Consider the following 5,765-nt stretch of genomic DNA (forward strand, 5'->3'; position numbering starts at 1 on the left):
CAGGCGACGCTGCTTCGCCTGCTCCAGCGCATCAATGACGACGACCCAACGAATGGCGACGGCGGCAAATAAGCCGCGTCCAGTCCTTTTTTCCATAACAGCAAAAGTGAGAACCGATGTCGTCCGACCTCCAGTCGTCTGCCAACACGCTCGTCGTCCGCAATATCGGTCTCATGCTGAGCGGCGATCTCGCACAACCGATCATCGACGCCGACACCATCGTCGTGAGCGATGGACGCATATCAGGCATTGGCAAGGCAGGCGACATTGATGGCGGCAGCGCGGCGACGATCATCGATGCGATGGGCTGTGCGGTCGCGCCGGGTCTTATCGACAACCACGCCCATCCGGTGGCCGGCGACTGGACGCCCCGGCAGAACCAGATCGGCTGGATGGATTCGACCGTGCATGGCGGCGTCACCACCATGATCTCGGCGGGGGAAGTCCACACGCCGGGCCGACCGCGCGATCTTGTCGGGCTGAAGGCGTTGGCGATCGCGGCGCAGCGCACCTTCTCCAACTTCCGTCCGAACGGCATGAAGATCCTGGCCGGGGCACCGATCCTGGAACCCGGCCTTACCGAGGAAGACTTCCGCAGTCTCGCCGAGGCCGGCGTGACGCTTGTCGGCGAGGTCGGGCTTGGCGGCGTCAAGGATGGGCCGACCGGCCGGAAGATGATCGCCTGGGCGCGCAAATACGGCATGACCTCGATGACCCACACAGGCGGCCCGTCGCTGCCCGGCTCCGGCCGCATCGGCGCGGATGTCGTGCTGGAGGTCGACGCCGACATCGTCGCCCACGTCAATGGCGGGCCAACCGCCCTGCCCGAGGCGGAAATACGGCAGATCTGCGAGAAGGGTTCGAGGGCGCTTGAAATCGTCCATAACGGCAATCTGCGCACCGGACTGTTCGTGCTCGACCTGGCAAGGCAGCGCGGCGAACTTTCGCGCGTCATCCTCGGCACCGACAGCCCGGCCGGATCCGGCGTCCAGCCGCTCGGCATCCTGCGGACCCTGACCATGCTGGCTTCGCTTGGTGGTATCGCGCCGGAAGTGGCGTTCTGTTTTGCCAGCGGCAACACGGTGCGCGTGCGCGGACTGGATGATCGCGGCATCATCGAGGTGGGGCGCGCCGCCGACCTGATCTTCATGGATCAAGCGATCGGCGGTGCCGGCGACGGGCTGCTCGACAGCGTGGCGCTCGGCAATCTTCCAGGCATTGGCATGGTCGTGATCGACGGCGAGGTGCGGACAGGCCGGAGCAGAAATACGCCTCCGGCGATGCGGGTGCCGGAAGTCCTGGCGGCCTGACGGTCAGCCGACGCCGTCAATGCCGACAATCTTGTCCTTGGTCAGCCCGCCGACGCGCGGGTGCGGCCTGCCGGAATCGGTGACGGCGATAGCGACGACGATCTCGTCGGCACGCGGTGCGTCGGGAACACGAACCTCCATGCCGTCGAAATGGCTGCGCACCCGCGCCGCGTCCTTGTGGCCGAGCGGAATATCGAGCGGCACGCCGAGGCCGCCGCGCTTCTTCGATGAGGGAATGAGCGCGGCGCCCTTGCCGAGCACGTCGCGGAACGGGGCGCCGAGCTTTGGATGAAGGATGGCGGCGGCATGTTCGAGCTCGCCATCGGCGCCGACGGCGGCCGCCTTGCCGAAGCTCTCGACCCGGTTGCCGGCAATGCCCAGAGCAGCGACGGCGCGCCTGGGCAAGATATCTCCCAACGCTTCGCCGATGGCGCTGAGTGCCGACAGATCCTCGACGTAGGTACCCGCATAGGGGTTGCGGATGACCGCAATGGCTGCGGCACGCCGCGTCGGCGGATCGACGGGCCGCCCGCCTTCGATCCGGGTTTCCTCGACGATGGTGATGATACGGCGGATTTCCGGGCTCATCGCAGTCCGTCCTCACCCTTGATGTCGGCGGCGGCAAGGCCGCCGACCCGTGCATGAACGCGTGCGCCGGTGGTCATCGCCAGGATGACCGCCATTTCATCGCTGCGCGGCGCATCGGCAATGCCGATCTCGATTGCATCGAAATGGCTGCGCACATAGGAGGCGTTTATGTGCGTGATCGGGATGTCGATGCGCGTTCCGGGGCCGCCGACTTTCTTGGTCGAAGGCACGATCGCCTTGGCATTGCCGAGCAGTTCGCGCATCGCGTAGCCGCCCGGATTGTGCCAGAGCGCGCCATGTTCAAGCTCGCCGGCGGCGCCGACTATGGCACCCTTGCCATAACCTTCGATGGCCTGGCCGCCCTCACCAATGGAGTCGATCAGGCGCCGAGCCATATCGAGACCGAGCGGCTTCAGGTCTTCCATGAAGCCGGTGATCTCTTCGACATAGCGTCCGGCAAAAGGGTTGGCGATGAGCGCGACGATCGCGCCTCGCTTGAGCGGACGTGCCGCGTGGGGTCCGCCCTCATGGAATATCTCTTCGATCTGAACCAGAAATTTCCTGACCACCACAGCCGGCATTGTTCTCTTCCTTCATCCCGTCGTTCATAAAACTCGTTAGAGTATCAACAATTATGCCTATCGACATTTGTCAAGCACAGACGTCGAGCAAGCGGGCGAAGGGCCAAGAAAACTGCATCGGATGACGATTGACAGCCTGTTAAGCCGCTCCTAAACTCATATGACCATCAACGAACTCGCCGTTGTCCCGGCGATGTGTGGGGGATGGTCAAAGCGTGGCTTCAAAAGCTGAAAAAAGCTGAAGGGGAATGACATGAAAAGGGCGCTCAAGAGTTTATTTCTGGCCGGCACGATGCTTGCCATTTCGTTCGGACCGGCCGCCGCACAGGCCAAGGTTTCCGTGGCCGCGATCTCGGGATATTTCGCACAGGGTTTTGGCGTTTCGATCGTCAACGGCCTCAACAAGGCCAAGACCGATTTCGGCATCGACCTCAAGCTGGTCGACACCGGCAATCGCGCGCTCGACTACCAGCAGCAGTTCGAGAATCTCGCCAAGGGCAAGCAATACGACCTCATCTTCGTGATGGGCTGGGAGTTGGTGGACTCGCTGCAAAAGGTCAGCGCCGAATATCCCGACCAGCGCTTCGTGTTCATCGATGGCGTCCTCGACAACCCCAAGATGATCTACGCCAATTTCGCCGAGGAGCAGGGATCCTTCGTCGCCGGCGCGCTTGCTGGCATGATCGAAGCTAAGGGCACCGCCTTCGACAAGATCGGCGACGGCAAGGCCATCGGCTTTGTCGGCGGCCGCGATATCCCGGTGATCCGCAACTTCCTGGGCGGCTACGAGCAAGGCGCCAAATATGCCGCGCCCGACGTCAAGGTGAACTCCGTCTTCGCCGGAACCTTCGACGACCCGGCCAAGGGAAGCGAACTTGCCCAGGCGCTTTACGGCCAAGGCTCCGACATTGTCTACAACGTCGCCGGCCCGACGGGTGAAGGCGTGATGCAGGCAAGTGCCGCGGTCGACAAATATTCGATCGGCGTCGACATCGACATGTGCGGCTCGGCCCCCGGAAATGTGCTCGCCAGCATGCTGAAGCGCGGCGACATCGCCGTCTATACGCTGATCAAGGACGAGGTCGAGGGCCGCAAGATCACCGCCGGCACCCGCACTTTCGACCTCGCCTCGGGCGGTGTCGAGGTCAAGGTCTGCGATGACATCGCCGCCAAGATCCCGGCAGAGATGACCGCCAAGCTCGACGAGATCAAAAAGGGCATCGTCGACGGCAAGATCGTGATCGCCAAGGCGAAATAAGCCAACACCAGCGCCTCCCTCCCAAGAAAGCGCTAGACTGATCCGCCGCGGCTTGCCGCGGCGGATCAGTGTCCAATCTGCGAGAGCCATGTTGTCGAACACGCCGGGGTCGCCGACCCTCCACAGCAATGCCGCGATGGCCGTCGAGTTGACCGGCATCACCAAGCGTTTTGGCGCATTCGTGGCCAATGACGGCATCGACCTTGCGGTCCGCCGCGGCGAGATCCACGCCATCATCGGCGAGAACGGTGCCGGCAAGACGACGCTGATGAACATCCTGTTCGGCCTCTTGCAGCCGGACGAAGGCTCGATCCGGCTGAACGGTGAAGAGATCGTGATCGCCGATCCGTCCGTCGCGATAAAGGCCGGCCTCGGCATGGTTCACCAGCATTTCAAGCTGGTTCCCTCGCTCTCGGTTGCCGACAACGTCTTTCTCGGCATGGAAATCCGTCGCCATGGACTTATCGACCACGCTGCGCAGGTGGCGCGAACGCGCGACCTGTCGAAGCGCTTCGGCCTGCAGGTCGATCCGACCGAGCGCGTCGGGCTGCTCTCGGTCGGCATAGAGCAACGCATCGAAATCCTGAAGGTCCTGGTGCGCGGCGCGCGCACCATCATCCTCGACGAACCGACCGCGGTGCTGACGCCGCAGGAAAGCCGCGAACTGTTCCAGACGCTGCGCAGCTTCGTGGCCGAGGGCATGACGGTGATCTTCATTTCGCATCACCTGGAAGAGGTGATGGAAGTGTCCGACACGGTGACGGTGCTGCGCAACGGCAGGAAGGTGGCGACCCGGCCGACGGCCGAGCTCAGCAAGGACCAGTTGGTGCACATGATGGTCGGCCGCGAGGTCAGCTTCGACCGCCGGCCGCGCGCTTCGCTGCACGGCGACGTAGTGCTCGAAGTGAAGGATCTGTGGGCGCGCGACGATCGCCTGCTGCCGGCCCTTCGCGATGCCAGTTTCACGGTCCGCTCCGGCGAGGTGGTGGGGATCGCGGGTGTGGCCGGCAATGGACAGACGGAGCTGGCGGAAGTGCTTTCGGGCCTGCGGCCGGCAAGCCATGGCGGGGCCTGGCTGAAGGGCCAGAATCTCACCGATCTCTCGCCCGCCGCGATCCGCCAGGCAGGCCTCGCCCATGTTCCAGGCGACCGCATGGTACGCGGGGTCGATCGCAACGCTTCGATAGCGGCCAACACCCTGATGGGCCGCCAGCATCGTGCACCATGGAGTCGTGGCGGCATGCTCAACTGGAATGCCATAAATCAAAACGCCGAAACGCTGATCAAGAGCTTCGATATTCGCGCGCGCGGACCGAGCGATGCGGTCAAGCGGCTTTCGGGCGGAAACATCCAGAAGGTCGTTCTGGCACGCGAATTCACCAATGGCGCCGATTTCCTGCTGATCGACCAGCCGACGCGCGGCGTCGACATCGGCGCCCAGGAGGCCATTCATGACGAGATCATGCGCCAGCGCGCCGCCGGCCGCGCGATCCTGCTGATTTCCGTGCAACTCGACGAACTGGCCGCCCTTGCCGACCGCATCCTGGTGATGTTCAACGGGCGGATCATGGGCGAGGTCTCTGGCGATGACGCCGACGAGGAGCGCATCGGCATGATGATGGCAGGCGTGGCCGCACCGGAATTCGCCGCGGAGACCGCATCATGAAAGACCATTTGCATGCCGTTTCCGGCCAGGTCATCGCCATCGGCGTGGCACTGCTGATGGGCGCGATCATCATCCTCATGGTCGGCGAAAGCCCGGTGCGTGTGTTCATGACACTGTTGCGCGGCGCCTTCGGCGATCAGGAGAAGATTGCCGGGACCTTGCTGCAGACGACGCCGATCCTGATCTGCGGTGTCGCTGCCTGCATCGGCTTGCGCGGCGGCATGTTCAACGTCGGCATCGAGGGCCAGCTGTTCCTCGGCGGCTTCGCCGCCGCCTGGGTCGGCTTTGCCATGCCCCTGCCCGCGGGCATCCACACGCTGGCAGCACTGGCGCTGGCGATCGTGGCAGGCGCGGCCTGGGTC

At 63.9% G+C, this 5,765-nt stretch carries 5 protein-coding genes and 1 pseudogene; 4 read left to right on the plus strand and 2 right to left on the minus strand.

Annotated features, from left to right (window positions below; translation table 11 throughout):
- Positions 1–116 precede the first annotated feature (116 nt).
- Positions 117–1,310: an amidohydrolase family protein gene (locus tag EN879_RS22125; protein WP_063170105.1), complete on the plus strand. Its 1,194-nt coding sequence runs from the start codon at positions 117–119 to the stop codon at positions 1,308–1,310.
- A 3-nt stretch (positions 1,311–1,313) separates the two neighbouring features.
- On the opposite strand, the gene EN879_RS22130 is transcribed toward EN879_RS22125, so the two are convergent.
- Both EN879_RS22130 and EN879_RS22135 read right to left on the minus strand, forming a co-directional pair.
- On the minus strand, positions 1,314–1,898 hold the full coding sequence (locus EN879_RS22130; protein ID WP_063170104.1) for an amino acid synthesis family protein: 585 nt from the start codon (positions 1,896–1,898) through the stop codon (positions 1,314–1,316).
- On the minus strand, positions 1,895–2,479 hold the full coding sequence (locus EN879_RS22135) for an amino acid synthesis family protein (protein WP_063170103.1): 585 nt from the start codon (positions 2,477–2,479) through the stop codon (positions 1,895–1,897). The genes EN879_RS22130 and EN879_RS22135 overlap by 4 nt, the downstream gene beginning before the upstream one ends.
- A gap of 253 nt (positions 2,480–2,732) precedes the next feature.
- Between EN879_RS22135 and EN879_RS22140 the strand changes: the two genes are divergently transcribed.
- The 3 genes and pseudogenes from EN879_RS22140 to EN879_RS22150 all read left to right on the plus strand — a co-directional run.
- Positions 2,733–3,737: a BMP family ABC transporter substrate-binding protein gene (locus EN879_RS22140; protein ID WP_013530296.1), complete on the plus strand. Its 1,005-nt coding sequence runs from the start codon at positions 2,733–2,735 to the stop codon at positions 3,735–3,737.
- Between the two features lie 88 nt (positions 3,738–3,825).
- Positions 3,826–5,403, plus strand: a complete 1,578-nt coding sequence (locus tag EN879_RS22145) for an ABC transporter ATP-binding protein (RefSeq protein WP_063170102.1) — start codon at positions 3,826–3,828, stop codon at positions 5,401–5,403.
- Positions 5,400–5,765 (plus strand): annotated as a pseudogene (locus EN879_RS22150) (ABC transporter permease); the annotation flags it as partial. The gene EN879_RS22145 and the pseudogene EN879_RS22150, both read left to right, overlap by 4 nt.

The sequence above is a fragment of the Mesorhizobium sp. M7A.F.Ca.AU.002.02.1.1 genome (genome assembly GCF_003998535.1).
GTDB lineage: Bacteria > Pseudomonadota > Alphaproteobacteria > Rhizobiales > Rhizobiaceae > Mesorhizobium > Mesorhizobium ciceri.

Excerpts from the sequence above, each read along its gene's own strand:
- EN879_RS22125 (WP_063170105.1), top strand. The coding sequence starts at position 117 with ATGTCGTCCGACCTCCAGTCGTCTGCCAACACGCTCGTCGTCCGCAAT.
- EN879_RS22130 (WP_063170104.1), bottom strand. The coding sequence starts at position 1,898 with ATGAGCCCGGAAATCCGCCGTATCATCACCATCGTCGAGGAAACCCGG.
- EN879_RS22135 (WP_063170103.1), bottom strand. The coding sequence starts at position 2,479 with ATGCCGGCTGTGGTGGTCAGGAAATTTCTGGTTCAGATCGAAGAGATA.
- EN879_RS22140 (WP_013530296.1), top strand. The coding sequence starts at position 2,733 with ATGAAAAGGGCGCTCAAGAGTTTATTTCTGGCCGGCACGATGCTTGCC.
- EN879_RS22145 (WP_063170102.1), top strand. The coding sequence starts at position 3,826 with ATGTTGTCGAACACGCCGGGGTCGCCGACCCTCCACAGCAATGCCGCG.